Origin of the sequence: Photobacterium swingsii, from assembly GCF_024346715.1 — a bacterium.
GTDB classification, from domain to species: Bacteria; Pseudomonadota; Gammaproteobacteria; order Enterobacterales; family Vibrionaceae; genus Photobacterium; species Photobacterium swingsii.
Window position 1 is genome coordinate 1078923 of sequence record NZ_AP024853.1, and the last position, 23358, is coordinate 1102280.

Here is a 23358-nt window from a genome sequence, read left to right on the forward strand (position 1 = left end):
ACCTCTTAACCTTTAATTTGTTTACAGGCTTTCGCATAGCTACGAAGCACCTGATGAATTTTGTCGAGAACCAAAGCTTTAGGCTCAGATTCAATCAGTCCAGCACGAACCGCTTGAAACTGTTCAGGCAAATACTGACTTAATAGAGGAAGTGGAATGCCAGTGCGCGATAAGTTGGCAAACAATGTTTCTTGTGCGTGATGAATTTGTTCATTCGGCCAGTAATAACGAATGCGATCACTGAAGCTGTAGCAACGTGCAAAACGCTGTTGGTGTTCATCACCGTGGTAGTATTTGTTCCAGTAATCGGGCGCATTACACATCTGCTGCTCAATCATTTCGCGGAGGTTGGAACAATGTGCTTTGGCGACAATCTCTTCTTCAATATCACAAAGGTTGAAAAGCGCTTCTCGCATTGCAAACGTTAAAGCAGGGCCTACTTTCAGAATCGCAAAATGGCCTTCAACTAATGCCTGATAGGCTTTATCGGTTTGATAATCGGTAGAGTGTGCTTCAAACACTAAGTGTGGGTAGTTGTTCACTACGCGACTTAAAGACACGGCTTTCTCTGGGCAATAATCGATAACACCCGTGTGGTCAAATTCAACACCAGGTTGCACCACTAAACCGATAACCCGTGACCAACAATCTGCAACACCTGCGGCGTCAAAGGCAGCTTTGTGGCATTCAATGGTTTCAATTGCCGCTTCAGGAGAGGTGACTTCCAGCTCATTAAGCGCTTCTGCCGCCCCACCCGGTACTGGTACTTCGGTACCAATCACATAGGAAAGATCGCTAGCACCGAAATTTGAGATCGCGGTACTTTCCGCAATTTTTGCCAATCTTGCTGCACGTTCAGCGACAATTTCATCAGAAAGCGGCACAGGATCATCAAGACAAGACATGCTGCAATCGAGGTGAATTTTCTTAAAGCCAGCAGCGACATAAGCCGCAATTAAGTCATCCGCATTTCGCATAGCTTCATCGGCATTAAGGCCTTGCCAGCGATTTGGACCTAGATGATCACCACCTAAAATAAGTTTTTCAGTAGGGAATTGAAGTAATTCCGCCATCTCCAATACGAAATTTCGAAAGTCGACAGGCGTCATGCCTGTGTAACCGCCAAATTGATCGACCTGATTGGAGGTAGCTTCAATTAATAATAAAGAATCGTCGCTCAACGCCTGCTTGAGAGCGGCTTCTATCACCAGAGGGTGAGCAGAACAAACAGCATAAATACCGTTTTGTTCACCCGCTTTATGACGTTGAACGAGATTTTGAAGGGTGTTCATGTACTAACTCCACAATCCACATCTGAGATGCTGTTATGGAGTTAGTGGGTTAGTATTCTTTTTCTACGATAATCACATCAACTTTCATTTCACGAAGACCTTGGACGTAGTCTTCAGGAATATCAGAATCTGTCACTAAGATATCAATGTTTCCGAACTCACGAATCATGTGGCAACTACGCTTACCGAACTTACTTGAATCGGCGACCGCAATCACTTGCTCAGAAATCTCACACATTAAGCGGTTAAGACTCGCTTCCTGCTCATTGTGTGTCGTGATACCAGCTCTTAAATCAAAACCGTCCACACCGAGGAAAACTTTATCAAAACGATAATTTTTCAAACTGTGTTCAGCTTGAGAGCCCGAAAAAGAGAGTGCATTCTTACGAAGTACACCACCCGACATCAGAACCTCTACTCCAGGTGCCGATGCCAACTCCATTGCAACATCCAGACCATTGGTCATAACCACTACATCTTCCAGCGATTTCAAGCTGGATGCGATTTCTCGCGTAGTCGTTCCCGAATCCAGAATAACAGTGTCACCACTTTCGATAAGTTTCGCTGCAGCCTGACCAATCAGAGATTTAATACCCGCATTTTGGCGGCGTTTCTCATGAACAGTCAGCTCTGCAATCACCCCAGTATTCGGAATGGCTGCGCCATGAGAGCGGACAACATAACCATTCTTTTCTAGAAAACTAAGATCACTTCGAATCGTGACACTAGAGACATCAAACTGTGCGGCAAGGTCCTCGACACGTGCTTTACCATCACGGTTAACCACGTTCACAATTTCCATGCGCCTTTCGACTGCACTTTTCACTTTACCTTGTCTCCTTACGAAACCAGCAAAATCTCTTTCGCTTGATTTCGAATACAGCTTACACCTAAAAACGAAAGCAACAACGCAAGAAATGAAAACTTTTGATCTCTTTCACAATCTTTCGCATTGTTACGTTTACTCTTGCGTAGACTTACGCATTTGTTCATATCATAACCCTCGCCAACCCTAAAGCCAAACTCTAACCACCAACATCGCTCTCAATTTTAATGAATTGTGTGACATATAAAGATAAAAACTTTCGCTAAAAGCACGAATTAACTTTCGTTTACTTTTTTGTGATCGAATACACAGCCATTGTAATTTCGATCACTTACGATCCGAAGCAATTCGCAAGCACGTGATTGCGCTAGGTCATAAAAATAACCAAACACAAGATTAATGAAAGAAAGTAGACCTTTCATTTGTTTTTAAACATCCAATACGTTTCACTTTCAGGAGACCATATGTCTATTTCGCGACGTAGCCTACTAAAAGGCATGGCAGCCACCAGTGCTGTCGCGGCAACGGCAGGGTGTGCCACATCACCCAGTACCCTCACCGCTAGTGACAGCAAAGCACCACCAAAGAAACAACCCAATTTACTGATCGTCTTTCCTGACGAAATGCGTGCCCACGCGTTAGGTTTTATGAAGCAAGACCCGTCTGACACGCCACACCTGAACCGCTTTGCGAAACAGAGTGTGGTACTGCGTCAGGCAGTATCTAACTTCCCGCTTTGCACCCCTTTCCGTGGCATGCTGATGACAGGGCAATACCCTTACCGTAACGGCATTCAAGGCAACAGCCATACCGCAATGCCAGGCAAATTTGGCGGTAAAGATTTTGGAATTGAATTAAAGAAACAGACCCGTACTTGGTCAGATATTTTGAAAGATCAAGGCTATAGCATGGGCTATATCGGAAAATGGCACCTTGATACGCCAGAAGCTCCCTTTATTCCAAGCTATAACAACCCAATGGAAGGTCGTTACTGGAATGATTGGACAGCCCCAGATCGTCGCCATGGTTTCGACTTCTGGTATGCCTATGGCACTTACGATAAACACCTAACACCTATGTACTGGACCAATGAAACACCACGCGATCAACCGATAAAAGTGAATCAATGGAGTCCAGAACATGAAGCTGACATTGCGATTAAATATTTACGCAATGAAAACGGCGCCTACCGTGATAGCGATAAGCCCTTTACGTTAGTGGTGTCGATGAACCCACCCCACTCTCCGTACGATCAAGTACCGCAAAAATATTTAGATCGTTATAAAGATAAAACCTCACGAGCGCTGAATACCCGACCAAATGTGCAATGGGATAAGGAATACCTTGAAGGTTACGGCCCTGAGTATTTCAAAGAATACATGGCGATGGTGAATGGGGTTGATGAGCAGTTTGGCCGTATTGTCGACGAGCTTGACCGCTTAGGCCTTGAAGAGGAAACCCTTGTGGTCTTCTTCTCGGATCATGGCTGCTGCCTTGGCTCACACGGTATGCCAACCAAAAACAACCATTACGATGAGTCTATGCGGATCCCTATGATGTTCCGCTGGCCGGGCAAACTCGCCCCACGCCAAGATGATCTCTTATTCTCAGCACCAGATATTTACCCAACCTTATTTGGCTTAATGGGTATCCCTGATCTGATCCCAGATACCGTTGAAGGGGCCAACTTTGCCAATACCATCAATGGCATCGAAGGGGATGATAAACCTAGCTCGCAGTTCTACACCTTTATGCCATACGGTGGGCAATCCTATGGCCGCCGTGGCGTAAGAACCGATCGCTACACCCTCATGATGGATAGAAAAATTGGTAAGCCACTGACTGTGGTGCTGCACGACAACCAGCAAGATCCCTATCAAATGCAAAATATCGCTGAGCAAAACGAAAGCCTAGTACATCAATTAGTCGAAGAGGAATTGATGCCTTGGCTTGAACATACCGGTGATCCTTGGCGCCCGACCGAAGTACCGGCCAATACCGCGAATGCTTACACCTAATTTAGCAATTACAACCAACTTAAATACCAACTTAAACAATAAGGTTATTATGAACACGACAACAAAATTTATGCTGGCCTCTTTATTAGCAGCATCATCAGCACAAGCACTGGCTAACGACTATAAAACTACGGTTGAATACCGCCACCAATATTTAGACGGTTCAGAAAAACATGCTGATCGTTTTAAAGCGTTTTTAGATACAGGTAAAAACATTGGTTTTGAACTCGATGCACGTTACTCAAATGATGACGGCGCCTTCGATGCGATGACCATGAATGGCTCAGAATTTTCAGCCTTCTATTACAAGAAACTGAATAAGAACATCGTTGGGTTAGTTGGTACCTCACTCGACTTTACTTCTGCGGGTCTTGTCTACGTGCCGTATGCACGTTTGAACTACGCGTTCGACAATGGTTTCCGTATCCAAGGCCGTTATAAGTGGAAATTCTGGGATTACGGTCAACAAGGTACTGACGGCAATAGCTACCATTCAAAAATCCAACAATTTGATACTTGGCTAGGTTATAAAACGGGTGACTGGGACTTCCAGTACGAGTTCCAATTCTGGAAAGAGATGTCTGACAACGCGCAACCACTATTTGATAACGGCTCTACCGACTACTTACACAATGCGCGCGTGATGTACTCCATTAAGACCGCAGACGGTGAAAACTGGCGTCCATTTGTTGAAGTGGGCCAAGTGAAACAAAGCCGCACTACCGATGAAAGACAAATCCGTTACCGTGTGGGTATTAAATACACATGGTAATATCTACATTGCTCATCTAGCTATGTGTAAAGCCTCCAGACGGAGGCTTTATATTAACTAAAAGATAATTGTCATGATGCTTAGATCGATTACTTCGACTTTTCCGCTATCATCTTTTCGACCATAGGCGCTAACTGTTCATAAGGTAAATACCCAGGTAGCAACTGATCGTCAATTAGCATTGCTGGTGTTCCTCGCACACCAAGATCGTTAAATAGCTGATAGTTTTTCTTCGCCATCTCAGTCGATTCTGCATTCTCTGCAACATATTGTTCAACACCATTCGCTTTCGCAACTGTCATGATAGAACGTGCATCATGCAAGCCAGGCTTACTGATCAGCATTTTATTTACGGCATCGAACTTATCACGGGCATTTTTCCATACATTAAGCGCGAATGTGGTTGAGTTTGCCGAGGAAGACATCTCTTTCAGCGGAACTAAAATATGAATCACTTTAATATCGTTAGGGTTTTCTTTGACGATCCGCTCTACAACTGGATCTAATTTTTTACACCAAGGACAGCTAAAGTCAGTCAGTACCACTATGGTTAACTTAGGATCACTCGCACCAAATGACGGTAAATCAGGATTATTGTAGATATAGTCATGATTATCCCTGAGCACCTGTTTAAACTGCTCTTCTTGCGAAAAATAGGCATTCAGGTTGTCATAAAGCACATCGATGATCTCAGGGTTAGCCTGTAGCATCGCGTTAATATCTTCAATTTTCTCTTGCTGTGTCTTCGCAAATGTCAAAGGTGAAAAAGTCACAGTCAAAATAAATGTAAAAATGAGCGTTATCTTAGTTCGGGTTTGGTTTTGGTTTTTCATCTCGTTTCCAACTTAAATCGTAAACAGCAACGGCAGATAACCAACCCTTAGAGTGAGCACTCTCAAGATAGTGTTATACCTGTTGCTTTGTCTTTATTTGATACATGGCTACCCCACGGATAGCGTTTTAACTTGTAGTGACACAAGCTAAACTCATTCTCTAAAGACACACAATGTGAGATGAAGACGCCTTCCTTTATACAGAATAGGCTCGGCAAATAGAGGGAGAGAATGAAAGGAAGCTAGCAGCCCAAGACATAACGCGAAGGCGAAAAACAGCATAACCAAAGCATATTGCGCAATTTGGAGCTGTTCAAAATTGATTAAGTGTTCAGATAAATCACATTTCGCGTAATGATCATCTGCACTTTGGTTAAGCTGCTCAACAGCTTGATGGGTATTGTTATACTTTGCAGAACACGCACTCAGTAAACCTATATTGTTCGCTAAACAGACACAAATAACCCACCACACTAACAAGAGCGTTAGCTTGGTTAGTTCATTCTGTTTTCGCTTAGCAACAAACATGCATATATCTTTCGTTTACAAAAGTAGATTAGTTAGGACTTATGCTTCTATTGATAGTTCCATCGAATGCCAACTTTATTCGAATAAAATACAGAAAAGCACCACCTAGTGAGCAACAAGGTTACTCGTAGATGATGCTATATTTTTTAACCTTTCAGTTCGCGGCTTAAGCGTTTGAGCGTTCAACTTGGGCAGTCAGTTCGCCCTCTTTATTAAACACGCCTTCTAGCATTAACGTTAAGGCGCCATCACCCGTCACATTACACGCAGTACCAAAGCTGTCTTGCAATGCAAAAATTGCGATTAGCAGTGCAACCCCTGCGGGATCAAAACCGATAACCCCCACCACAATCCCCATCGATGCCATCACTGTCCCACCCGGTACGCCAGGCGCGCCAATGGCGAAAATACCAAACAACAACACGAATAGCGCCATAGTGCCAACCGATGGAATCGCACCGTAAAGCATCAGTGAGATCACCATAATAAACAGCGTTTCAGTCAATACCGAACCACATAGGTGAATCGTGCCACCCAGCGGTACCATGAAATCAACCGTTTCTTTACTCAGCACTGTCGATTTTCGAGCACTGTTTAATGCCACAGGCAAAGTTGCCGCACTCGACATAGTACCGACAGCAGTTAGATAAGCAGGGCCGTAATGCTTGAGCACCTCCCACGGATTCTTACCAGAAACAGCACCCGCTAGCGTGTAAAGCACGGCTAACCAAATCATGTGACCAATCAGTGCCAGCACCACGATTTTTAAGAACACAGGTAATTGCAGCGTCAAGGTACCTTCATACGCTAGACCTGCAAAAGTACTCGCAACAAAGAAGGGTAAAACAGGGATCACCGCTGATTTAATCACCATTAGCATCATCTTTTCAAACTCGTGCAAGGCTTTTTCAAAAACTTCAGCCTTGGTTTTAAGCGTGGTAATACCGAGTAAAATAGCAATCACCAAAGCAGACATCACAGACATGACGGGAGGAATGGCAAGTTTAAAACTCGCTTTAGGAAGCTCATGTAAACTGTCCATCACGCTTGGCACGGAAAGATGCGGTATTATTAATACACCAGCGATATAAGCAAAACTGGCAGCCCCAACTGCAGATAAATATGCCATACCGATACCCATCCCTAGCATCTTATTAGCATTATTTTTTAACTTGGTAATCGCAGGGGCAATAAAAGCAATTATCACCAAAGGTACAGTAAAAAAGATAAATTGCCCTAGCACGTATTTAATCGATACCACGACAGACATTACGGACTCAGTTGCCAATAAGCCGATAACAGATCCTAAGACAATCCCCATCAATAATTTAATGATCAAAGACCATTCGTTTTTAACATTCCCTTTATTTTTCATAATGTATAACTTCTTTATCAATATACAAAAGCATTCACGCTATTCGATGGAATCAAATAAAATAAACAATAAAAAGCAAAACAAGCTTAAAAAACGCCATATAGACGAATGAATAGCAACCTTGTGCAAACAATGTACTACAAGCAAAATTCAACTTAGTCATACTATAAGAAAAGCACAGTATAGAACTGAACGATTTGCTATATATTATGCTAAGTAACAGTTTTAATTACTAAATACATACATAATTATAAACTGAAGCCAACATAAGAAAGTGACTGTCAACATGGTTACGACAATTTTACGTAATTGGCTGACGTTTTGTGACCTCAGTTCGACTCTTGGTTTAATAACTTTTCAGTCAATAATGTGGTTTAATTGGCAACAAAAACGCTATCATTCCTAGTCAAACTATCCTTATATTTATAGTCACTGTCTGATGATGAAGTTTTAATAGAAAAATTCATTTCCTAACGAAGCTAAAAATAAACCTTTTCATCTATAAGGAATTAGCATGGAAATGCTGAATAATATATTCCAATTAGCCTTAATACATCCAAAAAGAACAATTATATTGGTGTATTAAGTATATTCTTCATCCTAGATAAATAATATGCACCTATGATATAAATCAAGTATTAGCTATGCTTAATATCTACAGCTTTTATTATATAAAATTTCAAAAATTATTTAGTCAGCGTAAGTTTTTTTAAAACATTCTCCATTAGGTTTAATATGAAGAAAGCTACCAAACGTGAAGTAATCAAAACCTTTGTTCATCCCGATCACTTTGAACCAATAACTCAAGCATCAAAAAAAGGGCTTTTTACCGTATCGTTCCGTGAAACAGGCGTGCACTCAATCAATTGCATCGGCAAAGGCGCGCCAATGAAGGGGCATGACATCCTTGAGAAATCGATCAAAGAAGGCTCGATTTCAAAAGCACCAGCGTATGCCGGTGAGGGAAATGCAGCTATGCGTGAAGCTTTGATGGCACGACTCAAAGCCGCTAATTTATTCGGGCTAACCGGACATTGGGATAATACTCAAGGACTCACCGGGATCTATGTCACCTTAACAGCAGAAGAGCGTGCCGCTGAACTCAATAAACCACATGCTGAACGCCGGATGTACCGCATTGTTGATATAGACACTAATAATTTAGATCCCGTCGATCTTCAGCAAAAACTCTACCGTGATGGCACACTTGCCGCTTTTACAGGCGACTATGATACTCACGACATGCTTACTCATCGCAGTGGACGCCCACGTACAGTATTACAAGGTTCAGTCGAAGAAAGGCAAATTATTCAAGCCATCAATAATGAGATCTTACAAGAAGACTCAAAGCGAACAACAAGCCTCACAGATCAAAGAAAAAGCCAACTGATTAACAGCATCAAAGCGAAAGGGATTTCTAAAAGCAGTATTGATAAAGACGATGCATTGAATGATTTCTTGCCAATTCGCCATGGTGCACAGGTGAACTTCATGGATCATATGATCAGCCATGAAATAAGCCAAAATGAGGACAAGCAATTCATTGCCGCTGTTGCTCAACCGGGAGCCTTTCCCCTTGCTGCGGTCACACGCGGAAACTGGTACATCATCAAAGATGTTGAAGAGTTAGAGAAATTCTACACCTTCATAGGGGCGGTACTCAAAGAAACGTGGCGTAAAGATGGCATACGGACACTTGCTCCAACCGAAGGCAACGCAAATTTAGTGCGCTATTCGCGCCGCTTGACACCTTAAGCCGCAGTGAAACCACCCGAATCAGCAGGTGGTTTCATTCCATCAATCACAGATATAAATGAGACACTCTAGTTAGCGGCCAACACCCAACTCTGAGCTTGTTGTTGCAAGTGCCATAGCTCATGGTACAAGCTGTGGTTATCGAGTAATGCTTGGTGCTTACCTTGTTCAACAACCTTGCCACTGTCTAAGACCACAATATGATCCGCATACTGAACCGTTGCGAGCTTATGGGCAATCACTAAGACGGTTTTGCCTTTGACCAATGCCTGCATCGCAAGCTGGATATCAAACTCATTTTCCGGATCCAACGAGGCGGTAGCTTCGTCTAAAATCACCATTGGCGCATCTTTTAAAATCGCTCGAGCAATCGCGAGCCTTTGTTGCTCACCACCCGATAAATGCACCCCACCAGCCCCCAACTCAGTTGCTAAGCCATTAGGCATCATGCGCACACGCTCAGCTAATTTGGCAGTTTCAAGCACTTGCCATAGTGCTTCATCACTGGCATCGGCTTTGGCGACGCGAAGGTTATTGGCGATAGTGTCATTAAAAAGATAACTTGATTGGAACACTACACTGACATGTTTCAACCAATACTCTTCATCCATGTCGGTCAGCCTCACCATGTGTTGCTGGCTTAGCGGCAGCCCACTTAGTGGCGCGCTATCTTTATTGCCTCCAACCCAGATGTCACCTTTATCTAACTCCCAAAAGCGGGCAATTAAGGCTGCTAAGGTTGATTTACCTGAACCTGAAGGCCCTACTAACGCAGTCACAGCGCCATGTTTAATTGAGAGGTTAAGATCTTTAAACAATGGCTTAGCGCCGGGATAAGCGAAAGTCACATCCTTAAGCTCAACGTTCAGTTGGTCAAAAATCGGGGTCTGATTTCCGTTTTTAAGCTGAGGCAATGCCATGATTTTCTCTAATCGCCCAATAGCTAAACCAAAGAAATTAAGCTCTGCCATGAAGATAGACATACTTAACAATGGTTTGAAAAAGCGTGTCGCGGCAATCAAGAACAATAAGACTTCGGCTAAAGTCAACGTTTGACCTAACCAACCCCATGTCACGGCCACCAGCAAAATAATGAATCCAAGTTCGACTAAGAAGTTAAAGCTAAACACCGGATACACCGCAGCCACTTCAGCTTTTAGCGCATTGTTACGGGTATTGTGGAGCACCTCGTCTAAGCGAGCGAACATCCCTCCCACCATACGGTGCGCTTTCAGCTCTTTGATGCCATCCACATACTCCATTACCGCATCGTTAAGCTGATGCATCAAACCTTGCATATAGCTTTGCCACTTTCTGGCGTAATTGCGGGTTAACCAGTAAGCCAGCATCGCCAACGGCAAAGTCGATAACATGGCTAACCCCATCCGCCAGTCGGTTGCTGTTAAGCCAATAGCAAAAAACAGTAACACGGCAACGGTCGCTATCATTGGGGCATACAAGTGAGTGAAGATCCGCTCAATTTGATCTATGTCTTTCAGCAAGCTGTTATTCACATTGCTAAAGTCGGAGCGCTGGAAAAAGCCCATCGGCAGCTTACGTAAATGGTTACCCAGTTGCTCACGAATTTGTCGTCCTGCGCCAAAACCAATCAGATTGATTTGCATATAAATGGTACGAGCCAGTAAAGCCCGTATTGCCATCATCACCACACACGCAAACACCAATCCAAATTGATACTGCACATTAGGTGCTGCCGATAACATATCGAGCAAGATGTAATACAAAAAACCAAACGGTGCTGATGCTAAAAACGCATCCAACACAGTGAGCAGCAAGGTTTTACGAAAGCCTTTTAATGCGCTGCCTGTCAGTTTATTTAACCGTCTAAGAACTAACATGTTTGCTCTCCTTCACGTGTAGCCACCGTCTCTGCTAACTCTGGTTGCTGACCTCCTAAATGCCATGATTTAGAACGCTGGTGAGCCTCCCACATCGAGCGATAAAGCTCGCACCCTGTAAGTAACTGTAAATGCGTCCCTTCACTTACTTTACAGCCATCTTTCATCACCACGATTTTATCGACTTGCGTTAAGGTATTAAGGCGGTGAGCTATCACCAGTACGGTTTTTCCTTTCATTAAGCGCGAAATTGCTTGCTGAATACGGACTTCGTTACGGGCATCGGCATACGCTGTAGCTTCATCCAAAATCAAGATGGGTGAGTCTTTCGCTATCGCGCGCGCTATGGCGATACGTTGCGCTTGTCCACCGCTCAAACTGCCTTGCTTCACTTTGGTTTGATAGCCTTGAGGGAGCTCTTGAATAAACTCATGGGCACTAGCTGCCTTCGCAGCATTTTCAATGTCTTGATCCGTCAACGCTTCATTACCCATTCGAATGTTATCGGCAATGGTTTGCTCGAAAATAAACACATCTTGGAATACAAAGCTGATCAACGACATCAATTGATCAATTGGCATTGTCTCTATCGCGACGCCACCAATCGAGATGGTGCCTGCTTGATGATCAAAATAACGCGGGATCAATTGTGCAATGGTGGTTTTACCCGCCCCTGAAGGGCCAACAATCGCGGTCACTTGACCTTGCTCAGCAACAAAGCTGACATCGGTTAAGGTATTTTGCGCTGCTTGGTAATGACGAAAATCGACCTTATCAAACACAATATCGGTGGAGGAAATTGGCTGCTCTTTGCTGCCTTCGTTTTGCGGAGGGTGAGTGCAGAACTGCTTGATGGACTCGACCCCTTTGAGCATTTCACTAAACATGCCTCCAAATTGAAGCAAGTTATTCAGCGGATCCATCAAGCCTACCCCCAACAGCATAAATACAAACAAGGTAGGTAGCGCTAAGTCGCCCGTCGAATACAACCACACACTAACCGGCAATAAGAAGATAAAACCAAGTTCTAATGACAACTTAAACAAAGAAGCCGCTGTTTTGCTGTCCCACAGCCAATCAGTGATCAATTGGTGATGTTCATCAACCGAATTTCGGTATTTTTTATGCGAGTCCACTTTCATGTTGAAGGCTTTCACTACCGAAATAGACTTCACATAATCGACAATACTGATGTGAAGGTTGTTCACCACTCGGTAATAGCTTTCGACCCTGTGATTGAAGTCTTTAAACATCTGCATCTGAAGGAAAATCGCAATCGGCAAAGGTAATAGCACCCAAAAAGCCAGCCGCCAATCAATATAGAACAGCACGCAAGTTGCCATAATTGGCGTTACGATTGCCGCCGCCATATCAGGCAAATGGTGAGCAATGAAGTTTTCCATCTTCTCGATATCATCCGAGATGATCCTTTTCATGCTTGCTGATGCCTTTTTATTACTTTCGCCTAGCGTTAAATGCCCGACCCGCTCAACCACGGTTTGGCGCACCTCAAACAATAATTGGAAAGCCGCTTTATGAGATAGCAAGCCCGAGGCCAGTTGAAAGGCTTGTTTCGCGATGAGCGAGCCACCCGCGGCTAACACCCACAACCACACTTCATTACTATCTGTGATTGTGCCCTGCACAAAACCATCAACCATATGGTAGATAATCAAATACGGCACAACGGCAAATAAGGAATAGACAACCGCCAAGCACATTGACGTGATGACACGTTTTCTCTGTGTGCCGACCAATTCCATCAGCCAGAGGAAGGATTGGTTCTTCATATTTCATCCCTAAATCAAAATTTAAAACACATTAAGAACATGCAATACCGCACAAGGTTGAGCCCAAACAGAAGGCATAAAACCAAACAATGCGAAGGAACTGTGGAGAGAATTTAAGAAGGCGTGAGCAGCCAAGTCGCGATAAGGCAAGCGTGAGATGTACGCCCAGCGGCATTTACAGGAAAAACATCAAGGGCAAAAAGCACATTTAAGCGCTGGTTAACGTTCCATTGGTTAGAGTGAGCTTTCATACCGTTATCCTTTGACAACCCGCAGATATGAACTAGTGCGTACAAAGTGCTCACATAGTAGAACTAAACCCCGACGCAAGCAATGATAATAATTATCATTTACTATTTTAATTTTTCTATCAATAATGACAATAGGCACGCGACTGATAGTTAGGTACAGACAGTGCTATCATATTGATTAGACTCTAAGCGATGGCAATACTGATAAAACATGAAAGAAACACATAACTCAGGCGCATCAACTCCTCCCTCAACGAACCAACTCACTCGAATTGAGCGTGTGCTGGAGTATATTCACAGCCATATCGATCAACCCTTATCGGTTGAATTATTGGCTGAGAAAAGTTGTTGGTCTCGCTGGCAGTTACAACGTGTGTTTCTTCACGAAACGCAGCAAACTGTCGCTCACTATGTACGTGAATTAAAACTTAGCCTTGCGGCGGAGCAATTGCTGTCTAGCTCGGAACGTATTGTCGATATCGCCCTAAACTCAGGCTTTAACTCTGAAGTCAGTTTTACCCGTGCTTTTAAACAGTTTTTTAGTTGTTCACCAAGTCATTACCGCAAACGCGGGCAACGGATCGGTTTAAAAACGCCATTAAAAGCCACCCTTCCGATTTACCAAGCCCATGAAATCAAAAAGCGGCTACTCCAAATTCGGGTAGAAAGAAAAGAAGGCTTCTATCTATATGGTACTAAAGGCGAAATCAACGGCCTTTTTTCTCACGACCCCAATTACACCCAAGCTGTTCCGCAAATTTGGCAACAATTTATTGATCAAACAGGTCTTCGCCCGCCTTTTGATATAGCAACTTACGGTGTGATCGACACCCGAGACATTAACGAAGCGAATCCAGTGCCTTACTGGGCTGGTTATTCCGTGAGTAAAAATGAAGCACAGCGCTTACCTCAAGAACAAATACTGTTTGTGCCAGAGCAAGAGTACGCAGTCATCCCTTACACCGGGCCGATCAATGAACTGGATAAGACCCTAGAATGGTTCTTAGGTGCTTGGTTACCTGAGTCCAAATACCGCGGAATTGAAGGTTTCGAGATTGAAATCTATACCGTCGCTTTCGACTACACCAGCGCTGAAGCACAAATGGAATATTGGTTACCGATTGAATTAGCGCGTTAACTCATGGTAATTAACCACCACAAGCCATGAGTTAATCACCATCATGCCCCAAATTGTTAATTCTTATCTGTTTGAGTTGATTAAAATGCAACTGATAACAATTACTATTTAGAATTGCTTTCTTTTTGAGGTATCCATGCAGCAGCAACATTCTCATTCTGTTTTGGCTCTGGCCATTACAACGGCTTTAGCCTTCCCCAATCTAGCACATGCTGAAGAAAACCAAGCCACCTATGATTCAGGCGTCACCACGCTTGATACGGTAACAGTTTTGGGTCAGGCATATCGTAACACAGCAACCAAAACCGCTTTGCTACCAGAGGAAACACCACAAGCGATCTCAACTTTAGATAGCGCGACCCTAGAGATCCGTGACGTTAAATCCGTTAACGAAGCCCTTCGTTATGTATCAGGCGTCAATACAGAACTGCGTGGTGGCTCGGTCAAACTTTACGATACCTTTAACATTCGTGGCTTCGACGTAGAAAAAAGTTATTACGATGGTCTTGCGCTTCAACACCTAACCGGCTGGAACCTGCAACCTCAAATTGATCCTGTCGCTATCGAGCAAATCGAAGTATTCAAAGGCCCAACATCTGTGCTTTATGGTGCAATGTCACCTGGCGGTATGGTCAACATTATTGCCAAAGCACCACAACAAGAACAAAACACCGAAGTCAGTGTTTCAACAGGTTCACATAACCTAAAAGAAGCCAGCATCGATACCACAGGTCAAATTGGTGAAAGTGATTTCAATTACCGTTTAATTGCCAAAGCAAGCGAGCGTAATAGTCAAATTAGCGGCATTAAAGAAACCCGTTACCTAATTGCACCATCGGTAGATTGGAATGTTTCTGAAGATACCTTAATCAACGTGAACTTATACTACCAGCGTGATCCTTCTGCAGGCGTTAACTATGCCGTTCCTGGTGTAGGGACACTTTACGATAATCCAAACGGTGGCAACCTAGATCAAAACACTTTCTTGGGTGATCATAATTGGCATGAGATGGACCGTGAGTTCTTATTGGCTGGCTACAAGATCAACCACAACATCAATGATCGTTGGACCTTCTTGCAAAACGCACGCTTTATGGATGCAAGCCTGAAGCAAAAAAACATTGCACACGCAGAAAATGATCCTAACAAGCTAGATCCAAGCAACATCAGTCGTTACGCCTACAGCACAGATGAATCTTCGCAAGGCTTCATCATTGATAACCAGTTATCAGGGGTGATTACCCTTGCTGATCTTGAGCATAACCTGTTGTTTGGTGCCGATTATCAAACGCTAAAAGGTGACTCACGTTACATCAACTACGGAAGTGTTGCCTCTATTGATGCCAACAATCCAAACAACAATCAAATAAACCCAGACAAGCTAACGCCTGCGTCAGACACTCGCTACGAAGTTGATTCTGAGCAAACCGGTGTTTATATCCAAGATCAAGTACGTCTTGACCAGTTAGTGCTAATGGCGGGTGGTCGTTTCGATAACTACAAATCAAACAACTCAGACATTAACCAAAACAATTTCTCTTACCGTATTGGTGCGCTGTATGAATTCGCTAATGGTCTGTCTCCATTCATCAACTACGCGACAAGCTTCGAACCCGTAGCAGGTAAAGATCGCAGCGGTAACGACTTCAAACCATCTGAAGGCAAGCAAATTGAGGCTGGTGTGAAATACATGTCTAACGACATGAGCAAAACCGCTACTGTTTCTGCCTTCCAAATCGTGAAAGAAAATGCATTAACCGCCGATCCTAACAACAAACCTGGCGATACATTCCAAGTACAAACCGGTGAAATCACCTCAAAAGGTATTGAATTTGAAGGTCAAATCGATGCGACTGACAATGTAAACCTACTAGTGAACTACACCTACTTAGACATGAAGATCACCAAGGACAATACGGGGCTAGAAGGTAAGACGCCTATCCGTACGCCAAAACACTCTGCTTCTGCTTGGGCAACCTACAGTGTGTACAACGGTATACTAGCGGGTACGACTGCTGGAACGGGTGTGCGATACGTGGGTGAAACACATGTTGATGCCGCCAACACTAACATGGTGCCAGGCTACACTGTGGTTGATTTAGGTATGCAATATGATCTGGGTGAGCTAGCTCCAAGCCTTACAGGCGCACGTGCAAGCTTGACCGCTAAGAACCTATTCAACAAAGAGTACTATTCATGCTACAACTCAATGAACTGCTGGGTTGGTGCAGAGCGTACCGTTGAAGCCACTGTGAAGTACAACTTCTAATAGGCCAAACACGCGGGCTGTCATTACTGCCCGCGTTGTTTACAGAGGCATTATGACAACCGCTAAGTACCAGCAACTATTCCATTATGCTGAACAATTAACGCCGTACCTTAAAGGCAAAATTGGTGCAGCCGATCATCAACATATATCAGCAGCTCACGGTGATCCTGAGCTGCTGAATGCGTTATATCTTCACTGGAAAAAAGCCCACCCAGAGGCTGGAATGCCTTACTGGCTTACGCGCAGTTGGACCATGCTTGCTTGGCAACCACTGTATATTGCCTTCATTAGCGTCTATGCATTAAATAGCGTGCCGCCAATGAGCAAAATGGCTTTAGATTACAAAGAGGGAGTCGTTGCCGGATTTCATCTCTGTGGTGATAACTGGTTCACGGGCGAGCGCTCAGCCCTCATCAAATACGCATGCACCGAACTTGCAATCATTTTAGATGGCCTACAATCGCAATTTAATCAGTTCCAACGTATGCGCCCCGGTCTGACACGTCCTTTGATTGCGGATGCCGTATTAGAAGCTTTAGTACAGCGGCAAGCGCTGTTAGCAGAGCATGAATCAAGCACAAATGACATTCAGGAACAGGCGCAGTTATGGTTCGATCACTTAGGATTACCGAAGAGCCATTTACAAGCACTGAAACACAACTCGCAAACAGGTTATTGGGAGCTTCACCGTATCAGTTGCTGTATGCACTACCGACGACATGACGGCACTCTATGTGATAACTGCCCAAGGCAATAACAACAATCCATTTCTTCCTGAGCATGACATCAAAAACATTATGTTTGAACTAAACAATATTCGCGTAAACCGTGGTGGACGAGACATCCTCACTATCGATGAATTAAAGATCGACAGCCAAGCGTTTACGGTTGTCCTCGGCCACAACGGCTCTGGGAAATCAACCATGGTGAACTTACTTGCAGGGCAAACAACACCCGACACAGGCTCGATAACCTTGAACGGTGAGGCACTTTCGTCCTTATCTGCGAAAAAACTAGCACAGCAAATCGCTTTTTTACCGCAAAAATTGCCCGATGTTGCTGGGTTAACCGTACAAGAATTAGTGCGACTGGGACGTTTTCCTTGGCGCGGTACATTTGGTCGCTGGAAAAATGAAGATCAACAGATCATCGAACATGCGATGCAACAAACCGACACTGCAAAATATGCTGATCACCTTGCAGATAGACTTTCAGGCGGTGAACGTCAGCGAGCTTGGGTATCTATGCTACTGGCGCAGCAATCTCCCGTACTGATATTAGATGAACCGACCTCTGCACTTGATGTCGGACACCAATATCAATTAATGACGCTATTAAGTGAGCTAAACCAAGCCACAGGTAAAGGCATAATCGTGATATTGCATGATTTAAACCTCGCTCTGCGCTATGCCACCCAAATCATCGCCCTTCATCAAGGTAAGGTGGCTTTCACTGGACCAACCGATGTACTACACAACGAGCCTGCTCTTAGCCAACTCTACGGTGCTCAAATACAACTTATCGATCACCCGCAGCAAGCCAGTAAGGTGGCTATCGTATGCTAATTCAAACTCAATCGAGGCCAAACATGAATCGCTCTTTTAATTATTTTAAATCGACAGCCCTTGTGGCTTTTATGGCGAGCGTACTTATTGGTCTGGTCCCAACCCAAGCGATTGCCGACAATAAAATTACGGTTACAGATAGCCGTGGCACCCATCAGATCGCGGCTCATCCTTCTCGTATTGTGGCACTTAACTGGGACATTACCGAACAGCTGATAGAGCTTGGGGTGACCCCTATTGCGATGCCTGATAAAGCGGGGTATGAACAATGGGTTGTTAAACCACAATTGCCTACAAGCATTGAAGATATCGGTACTCGCGTAGAGCCGAACTATGAAAAAATTGCTCGCTTGAAGCCTGACATGATCATTGTCGCGTCACCACAGCGAGACCTAATACCTCAACTCGAACGTATCGCGCCAGTCATGTTCTATCAGACCTACAGCGCAAGCCATAGCAACGCCCAAGCAGCAATCGACAACTACCGCTTACTGGCACAGCTTGTCAATAAAACTGACTACGCTGAGCAGCAATTACAACGTATGGAAAACCGTTTGTCTGAGTTAAAAGCAGCACTAAACCATGCTTATAACAACCAAGTGCCAAAAGTCACAACACTCCGTTTTGCCAGCAAAACGGCCGCTTTTGTTTATGGCGATAACTCAATCTCGCAATTCGCCTTATCCAAACTGGGCATTGAACCTGCAATGCCACTCGCCTCAACACAGTGGGGAGTCACGCAAAAACGCATTAGCGACTTGCACACGATCGGCTCGGGTACTGTGCTGTACTTTTTACCTTTAGAACAAGAAGCACAACTCAAACAATCAGTGATGTGGCAAGCAATGCCATTTATTCGCCAGCATAGAGTAAACAGTGTAGCGGCAACTTGGAGCTATGGTGGTGCCCTGTCGATTCTATATATGGCAGAGGCCTTAACCGAAAGCCTAATTGAGATAGCGCCAACATCATGAGTACCACAAGTAAAAAGAATACGTTACACAAGTACTTTATCACCACTTTGCTACTCATCTTTACAGCGCTTTGTAGCCTACAGCTAGGCACAGATCTAACGCTCACTCAACAATGGGAGTTAGTCCCTAGCCTGCTGCTTGGAGAGCAACCCGACGCTTTTGCCGGCTACCTATTCAGTTACGCGCAACTGCCTCGGCTGGCTATTACGCTAATGATCGGCGCAATGTTAGGGTTAGTTGGCAGCTTAATGCAACAACTCACCCAAAACCCAATGATGTCACCACTCACTTTGGGAACATCATCAGGGGCTTGGTTAGCCTTAGTCATTGTGAATATTTGGTTCCCTGAGCTCATTGCTGACTACAGTGCGATGGCTGCGATGGTAGGAGCAACATTGACTATGGGGTTGGTTCTTCTGATTGCTGGTATCAGAAATCTAAGTGGCTTACCTATCGTCTTATCTGGAATGGCAGTCAACATTCTGCTTGGCGCAGTCGCGACCGCGATTATCTTGCTGAACGATCAATACGCTAAAAACTTGTTTATATGGGGAGCTGGCGATTTAACTCAAAATGGATGGGAACAAGTACAATGGCTACTTCCTCGGCTAACAGTCAGCATTCTAGTGCTCGCTATTGCACCACGTGTACTTGCGTTACTGCGCCTTGGCCACCAAGGAGCCGCAGCACGCGGGCTAAATGTTATTCCTTTCTTTTTACTGCTGATAATGGGTGGCTTATGGCTAATTGCATCATCCATTACTGCTGTTGGTGTCATTAGTTTTATTGGCCTCCTTGCACCGAATATCGCTCGTACCCTTGGCGCTCGTACGCCCAAAGATGAGTTGTATTTCAGCATGTTGCTCGGTGCTTTAATGCTAATACTAACCGATAGCCTAGCTATAGGGCTAAGTCAGCTTTCAGCAGATATGATTCCAAGTGGTACTGCCGCCGCCGCAATTGGAGCCCCCGCTCTCATATGGTTCACCCGTAGAAAACTACAAGCACAAGACCAACTCGCAATCCAACTGCCACCCAGCCGAGATAAGCTGACAAGGTGGACAATGCCAAGCCTTGTTTTTTTGATAGCAGCCTTGAGTGCACTTACACTTTTGCTCACCCAAACCGATAGCAACTGGCAGGCAAGCTTACCAACGGCGTTCAGCTGGGATGTTCGCTGGCCACGATTACTTACAGCACTGTCGGCGGGTGCTGGCCTTGCCGTTTCAGGGACTGTACTACAGCGATTAATCTATAACCCACTTGCGAGCCCTGATATTCTCGGGATATCTGCAGGCAGTACCTTCATGTTAGTTGGCTCAAGCTTAGCATTTGGCACAACCATTTTTGACGCAGGTAACGGCATCGCTTTCCTTGGCGCGATGCTTGTTCTGGCTATTATTTTATTGCTGGGTCGCCGTCATCAGTTTGCGCCATCAATGTTAATTTTAACGGGGATAGCACTTACAGCGTTCATCGAAGCCTTAGTACAGTTTGCACTATCACGTGGCACAGATGATATTTACACGATTCTTGGCTGGTTAGCAGGCTCAACTTATCGAGCAACGCCTACCGGTGCGATAACCTTATTTATAGGTGTTAGCATTGTCATAGGTATCATTTTCGCAACCTCCCGCTGGCTGACTTTAATCTCTGCCGGCCAAGCTTTTGCCAAAGCACGAGGCTTAAATGTCTCACCAAGTTTTGCCTTGCTACTGGCTTGTGTCGCGCTATTGTGCGCTATGGTCACAACAACAATGGGACCCGTTGCTTTTATTGGATTATTAGCACCGCACATCGCTGTCATGATGGGTGCTAAAACGGTAAAAATACAGCTAGCGACTGCCGCTTTAATTGGCGCAAACTTAATGATCTTCGCGGATTGGTTAGGTCAAAATATCGTTTATCCAAGCCAAATTGCAGCAGGCACTTTAGTCTCTGTCATTGGCGGTATTTACTTTATTTTATTGTTAATCCGTGGCCGCATGAATTAAGCCAACTCGCTTCGACACATATAACATGACGCTAGCAACAGTCACTAAGAGGCAATTCACCATTGCCTCTTATATTATTGAAAGAAAGTAAATATTCGATTTAACCCAACTCTTACGAATAACTAAGGCTCGTTAAACGGCACACAAGTCTAAATCTATACCTCTGCATAATTGACTTTTTAAGTCGTCAGTGAAAAATTAAACATAACAACAGATAACAGGGTCTAATACATGGATGTAAGCTTTCGCAAAGTCAGTCAGTTTAATACTGAGGAGATCATTGGTCTGAGCGTGGGAGAAGAACAAGATCACCTCATTTCAGATAACACAAGGTGGCTACTTCAAGCGGCCAGCAATTGTGGCAGTGTTGACTATGGGATCTACTATGATGATCAACCCGCGGGTCTCATTTCACTGATCGATCCACGCGTTGTTCAACCTGATGATCACTTTCAGCCTGATTGTTTATATGTTTGGCGTTTCATGATCGATAACAAGCATCAAGGAAAAGGGTTAAGTAAACGTACCCTTTCATTTGTCAAAGATTACGCAAAATTAGTGGGGCTCAAAGGCGTGAGTTTAACCACAATGGATCAAGAAAAAGGCAACGCGCTCCCTTTATATTTAAAGCACGGATTTGAACCTACGGGCAGACGACTTGATGATGAGATTGAGCTGAAATACCTCTCGCGTTAACGCTCTATATAGTGAAACGGGTCTGCACTAACATGCAAACCCGTCTACTGTATTATGCTAGCTATGCGTTAGTTACAGCGTGTTTTTATACACCACACCATCTTTCATGATCAGTTTTTGCTTTTCACTGTTTGTTACGCACTCAACACCTTCTAACGGATTGCCATCAATAATCAACAAGTCGGCATAGGCGCCCTCAGCAATTACACCCAGCTTACCTTGCTGATACGGATGCTGATAGGTCGACATTTCAAATAGGCGGCCACAGTTTGACGTCACCATCCGCAGTGCTGTTATCGAATCAAAGACTTTTTCGATGGCTTGTAGCTCATTCGATTGTGTTTTATGGACATCTAGCGTACCGACACAGTCAGTACCAAAACACACATTTTGAATATCATACTTTTTAATGAGCTCTGCCGACTTGAACATCGCTTTCCCAACACGCTCAGTCTTTTGATACAGCACTTCATCACCCAATGGGATCTTTCTTTCCGCAATCAATGAGGATGTGAAATACGAAGGGATCACATAGATGCCTTTATCTTTAATGATTTTCGCAATATCGTCATCCATGATGGTTGCGTGCTCAAACGACATAACCCCCGCTTCTGCGGCACGACGCATCGCATCAGCTGTATGAATATGTGCTGCGACATAAGTACCGTAATCAGCAGCAGCTTCGACTGCCGCTTTCATTTCATCCAAGGTGTATTGCAAAGTATCGAGCGGGTCAAAGGTAGAGGATGCACCGCCACCAGCCATGATTTTAATTTGCGATGCGCCCATAAATAGCTGTTCACGTACTGCTTTCAGTACACCTGAACGCCCATCTGCAACGGTAAACGCACCGGTTTTCATCAACGGAGAGTCTTCGTGTGCACCAATACGCTGCTGAGCCTGACTTTGACGATAATCTGAGTGGCCACAGGTTTGTGAAATAGCAGCTTGTGAAGGCAATATACGAGGCCCCGTTGCATAACCTTGATCAATGCTGTTCTTTAAGCCAAGTGTATTACCCGCCACATCACGCACCGTCGTAAAACCACGCATCAGCATGCCTTCTGCAATTTTGGCGGAACGAATGGCAATCTCTTCACGGGTCATTTTATCTAGCTCATGGAAGGGAGCAGACATGGTGATATGAACATGTGCATCCATCAAACCAGGCATGACAGTTTGACCATGAGCATTAATAATTTTATCAGCGTTTACTGGATTAACATTGCCGATTTGCGTAATCACATTGTCTTCAATAAGTAGACTCGTATTGCGCTGTAGTTGTTCATCAATACCGTTAAATACATTGGCGTTAATAATGGCAATTTTCATGGCAAGACTCTCTCTATTTTCGTGATATGACTCGTTGGTATGGTCGTATCATAAGAAATAAGCTTGCTTTAAAATTGCCATTTGATGACAG

The 23358-nt window shown here is 44.2% G+C and carries 19 protein-coding genes; 10 read left to right on the forward strand and 9 right to left on the reverse strand.

Translation table 11 applies throughout. From position 1 onward, the window contains the following. Positions 1–5: 5 nt before the first annotated feature. Entirely contained in the window at positions 6–1292 is a 1287-nt protein-coding gene (kbaZ, locus tag OCU77_RS22145) for a tagatose-bisphosphate aldolase subunit KbaZ (RefSeq protein WP_048897490.1), read from the reverse strand. A gap of 49 nt (positions 1293–1341) precedes the next feature. Continuing rightward, a complete protein-coding gene (gene agaR, locus OCU77_RS22150) occupies positions 1342–2118 on the reverse strand; it encodes a transcriptional repressor AgaR (RefSeq protein WP_048897489.1) in 777 nt (258 codons plus the stop codon). A 464-nt stretch (positions 2119–2582) separates the two neighbouring features. On the opposite strand from agaR, the gene OCU77_RS22155 reads away from it, so the two are divergent. Together OCU77_RS22155 and OCU77_RS22160 are read left to right on the forward strand one after the other, a co-directional pair. Beyond that, positions 2583–4136, forward strand: a complete 1554-nt coding sequence (locus OCU77_RS22155) for a sulfatase family protein (protein ID WP_107302584.1) — start codon at positions 2583–2585, stop codon at positions 4134–4136. Between the two features lie 49 nt (positions 4137–4185). Then, positions 4186–4908 carry an oligogalacturonate-specific porin KdgM family protein gene (locus tag OCU77_RS22160; RefSeq protein WP_048897656.1) on the forward strand — a complete coding sequence of 241 codons (723 nt, stop codon included), beginning with the start codon at positions 4186–4188 and terminating at the stop codon, positions 4906–4908. Positions 4909–4997: 89 nt separating this feature from the next. Here the strand turns inward: OCU77_RS22160 and OCU77_RS22165 are convergent, their stop codons facing one another. From OCU77_RS22165 to OCU77_RS22175, 3 genes are all read right to left on the reverse strand, one after another. Continuing rightward, positions 4998–5741 carry a DsbA family protein gene (locus tag OCU77_RS22165; protein WP_048897488.1) on the reverse strand — a complete coding sequence of 248 codons (744 nt, stop codon included), beginning with the start codon at positions 5739–5741 and terminating at the stop codon, positions 4998–5000. A gap of 153 nt (positions 5742–5894) precedes the next feature. After that, a complete protein-coding gene (locus tag OCU77_RS22170; protein WP_048897487.1) occupies positions 5895–6269 on the reverse strand; it encodes a hypothetical protein in 375 nt (124 codons plus the stop codon). A 166-nt stretch (positions 6270–6435) separates the two neighbouring features. After that, positions 6436–7644, reverse strand: coding sequence for a dicarboxylate/amino acid:cation symporter (locus OCU77_RS22175; protein WP_048897486.1), 1209 nt, complete (start codon positions 7642–7644; stop codon positions 6436–6438). Positions 7645–8379: 735 nt separating this feature from the next. On the opposite strand from OCU77_RS22175, the gene OCU77_RS22180 reads away from it, so the two are divergent. Further along, entirely contained in the window at positions 8380–9399 is a 1020-nt protein-coding gene (locus OCU77_RS22180) for a hypothetical protein (RefSeq protein ID WP_048897485.1), read from the forward strand. Between the two features lie 68 nt (positions 9400–9467). Here the strand turns inward: OCU77_RS22180 and OCU77_RS22185 are convergent, their stop codons facing one another. From OCU77_RS22185 to OCU77_RS22195, 3 genes are all read right to left on the reverse strand, one after another. Beyond that, the gene (locus OCU77_RS22185; protein ID WP_107302583.1) at positions 9468–11258 is read right to left on the reverse strand and encodes an ABC transporter ATP-binding protein; all 1791 of its coding nucleotides are present in this window, start codon (positions 11256–11258) and stop codon (positions 9468–9470) included. Then, entirely contained in the window at positions 11252–13048 is a 1797-nt protein-coding gene (locus OCU77_RS22190) for an ABC transporter ATP-binding protein (RefSeq protein WP_048897484.1), read from the reverse strand. Before OCU77_RS22190 ends, OCU77_RS22185 begins: the two co-directional genes overlap by 7 nt. A gap of 113 nt (positions 13049–13161) precedes the next feature. Further along, positions 13162–13299, reverse strand: coding sequence for a hypothetical protein (locus OCU77_RS22195; protein WP_160314694.1), 138 nt, complete (start codon positions 13297–13299; stop codon positions 13162–13164). A gap of 211 nt (positions 13300–13510) precedes the next feature. On the opposite strand from OCU77_RS22195, the gene OCU77_RS22200 reads away from it, so the two are divergent. The 7 genes from OCU77_RS22200 to OCU77_RS22230 all read left to right on the forward strand — a co-directional run bounded on the left by OCU77_RS22200 (position 13511) and on the right by OCU77_RS22230 (position 21935). Then, positions 13511–14437: a helix-turn-helix domain-containing protein gene (locus tag OCU77_RS22200; protein ID WP_048897483.1), complete on the forward strand. Its 927-nt coding sequence runs from the start codon at positions 13511–13513 to the stop codon at positions 14435–14437. Positions 14438–14573: 136 nt separating this feature from the next. Continuing rightward, complete coding sequence (locus tag OCU77_RS22205; protein ID WP_048897482.1) at positions 14574–16706, forward strand: TonB-dependent siderophore receptor; 2133 nt, start codon at positions 14574–14576, stop codon at positions 16704–16706. A gap of 52 nt (positions 16707–16758) precedes the next feature. Further along, complete coding sequence (locus OCU77_RS22210; protein ID WP_048897481.1) at positions 16759–17463, forward strand: siderophore ferric iron reductase; 705 nt, start codon at positions 16759–16761, stop codon at positions 17461–17463. A gap of 40 nt (positions 17464–17503) precedes the next feature. Then, positions 17504–18271 carry an ABC transporter ATP-binding protein gene (locus tag OCU77_RS22215; RefSeq protein ID WP_048897655.1) on the forward strand — a complete coding sequence of 256 codons (768 nt, stop codon included), beginning with the start codon at positions 17504–17506 and terminating at the stop codon, positions 18269–18271. Between the two features lie 23 nt (positions 18272–18294). Further along, positions 18295–19245, forward strand: a complete 951-nt coding sequence (locus OCU77_RS22220; protein ID WP_204375135.1) for an ABC transporter substrate-binding protein — start codon at positions 18295–18297, stop codon at positions 19243–19245. Then, positions 19242–21239 (forward strand): Fe(3+)-hydroxamate ABC transporter permease FhuB, encoded by a 1998-nt coding sequence (gene fhuB / locus OCU77_RS22225; protein WP_048897480.1) that lies wholly within the window; start codon positions 19242–19244, stop codon positions 21237–21239. The genes OCU77_RS22220 and fhuB overlap by 4 nt, the downstream gene beginning before the upstream one ends. A 231-nt stretch (positions 21240–21470) precedes the next feature. Beyond that, positions 21471–21935 (forward strand): GNAT family N-acetyltransferase, encoded by a 465-nt coding sequence (locus OCU77_RS22230; RefSeq protein ID WP_048897479.1) that lies wholly within the window; start codon positions 21471–21473, stop codon positions 21933–21935. Between the two features lie 72 nt (positions 21936–22007). On the opposite strand, the gene OCU77_RS22235 is transcribed toward OCU77_RS22230, so the two are convergent. After that, positions 22008–23267, reverse strand: coding sequence for a metal-dependent hydrolase family protein (locus tag OCU77_RS22235; RefSeq protein WP_048897478.1), 1260 nt, complete (start codon positions 23265–23267; stop codon positions 22008–22010). Positions 23268–23358: the final 91 nt, after the last annotated feature.